The 1,605-nt window shown below is 69.4% G+C and carries 1 protein-coding gene and 1 pseudogene; one reads left to right on the forward strand and one right to left on the reverse strand.

Translation table 11 applies throughout. The annotated features are described in order from the left end of the window. Positions 1 to 173 precede the first annotated feature (173 nt). Positions 174 to 887, reverse strand: coding sequence for a poly-gamma-glutamate hydrolase family protein (locus tag BLV24_RS21295; RefSeq protein WP_092685683.1), 714 nt, complete (start codon positions 885 to 887; stop codon positions 174 to 176). Positions 888 to 1,094: 207 nt separating this feature from the next. Here BLV24_RS21295 and BLV24_RS21300 point away from each other — a divergent pair. Next, positions 1,095 to 1,605 (forward strand): annotated as a pseudogene (locus tag BLV24_RS21300) (IS5 family transposase); the annotation flags it as partial.

The raw sequence follows: 1,605 nt of genomic DNA on the forward strand, positions 1-1,605 counted from the left end.
ACGCCCCGCGACTTCTGCGGCAGCAGCGGCTGGATGATCGCCCATTCCCGGTCGGTCAGTTCGTGACGGCGCATCGATACCTCCTTCTTTCGGAGAGTGAATCAAATCTGCGCCGTGAGGGGAATCCCGTTTATGGGGACGCGCCCTAGGGCGTGTCCGGCCGTGCGGCGCGATCAGCCCGGCGCGTGCGCCAAGGCGGCTCGGATGGCATCGGCGAAAGCCGTCAGCCTGTCGGGGTCGGACCCGAACTGACTTCTGAGACTCCTGGGAACCTCCAGCTGAACGCCGGCGGCCGTTCGGCCTCGATTGCAGATGTTCTTCGGGTGCATGCCGCCGAGCGGTCCCGTTCGTCTTTCGGCGCTGAAGCCCGCGACCTCGAGCGCCTCGATGATCCGGTCGCCCGTCTTCTGGTCGCGGCCACCGATCCATACCGTGCGAGGGTCGTCGTGATCGCCGCGCCCGTGGATCGCGACGACTTTCGCGTGCCGGCCCACGATCTCCAGAGCCTGGGGCTCGTCATACTTGTGCGACGTCACGTGCAGGTCGGTGTGGGGTCTATTGCGAAGGCCATCGAAGCGGTGGAGCGAAAGTTCGCCCCTGGCCTCGGCGTTGAGCCGGGCGGCGGCCTCGACCCGCGGACAGGGCGCCTCGGGGACGGGCGCGCCTCTTCCATCGCGCGGCGGATACTGGCCTCGCAGACCGCCACCGAGCAGCCGGTCCCAGTCGGCGCGGGTCCAGCCCTCGGGGCCCTCGGCGGCTTTCCGCTCGGGGGCGGCGATCGGCTCGCGCATGTGGTGCGTGGGGCCGAGACCCAGGAGCTCCAGCGCCTCGCGCCTCGAAACCGTGCCGGTTCGCCCGAAGCCCGCGCCGATCGCCTTGCGGGTCATGTTCAGCTCCTGTCCCCCCTGCGCCCGCGATGCATCCGGGGGTCAGGGTCGGCGGGCGACGGGGGGCGGGGCAAGCGTTTTTCCGCAGCCCCCCCGGTCAGATCGGGGCGCTTGCGAACGCGCGCCCACGGGCTAGGGCGCGTCCCCATAAACGGGATTCCCCTCACGGCGCAGATTTGATTCACTCTCCGAAAGGAGGAGGTATCGATGCGCCGTCACGAACTGACCGACCGGGAATGGGCGATCATCCAGCCGCTGCTGCCGCAGAAGTCGCGGGGCGTGCCGCGGGTGGATGATCGGCGGGTGATCAACGGCATCCTCTGGAGGTTCCGCGCAGGCACGCCCTGGCGCGACGTGCCCGAGCGCTATGGCCCGCGCACCACGCTCTACAACCGTTTCGCCCGATTGCGCGCGGCCGGGGTCTGGGACCGCATTCTGGAAGCGATCTCAGAGGCCTATGACGGCGACATCGTGATGATCGACAGCTCCTGCGTCCGCGTGCATCAGCACGGGGCCGCGGTAAAAAGGGGGGTCCCGCCGAGGACGACGGCGGGCATGGCTGCATGGGACATTCCCGCGGGGGGCTGACCACGAAGATCCACGCCCTGGTCGATGCGGAAGGCCGCCCCATCCGCCTGAAGCTGACGCCCGGCCAGGCGGGCGACGCGCCGGTGAGAACAGCGTTCGTCGCCGATCTGGACCCCGGCGCGACCCTGAT

The organism is Albimonas donghaensis, from assembly GCF_900106695.1.
GTDB lineage: Bacteria > Pseudomonadota > Alphaproteobacteria > Rhodobacterales > Rhodobacteraceae > Albimonas > Albimonas donghaensis.

Bases quoted from the DNA above. Each gene is read 5' to 3' on its own strand.
- BLV24_RS21295 (WP_092685683.1), bottom strand. From the start codon at position 887: ATGACCCGCAAGGCGATCGGCGCGGGCTTCGGGCGAACCGGCACGGTT.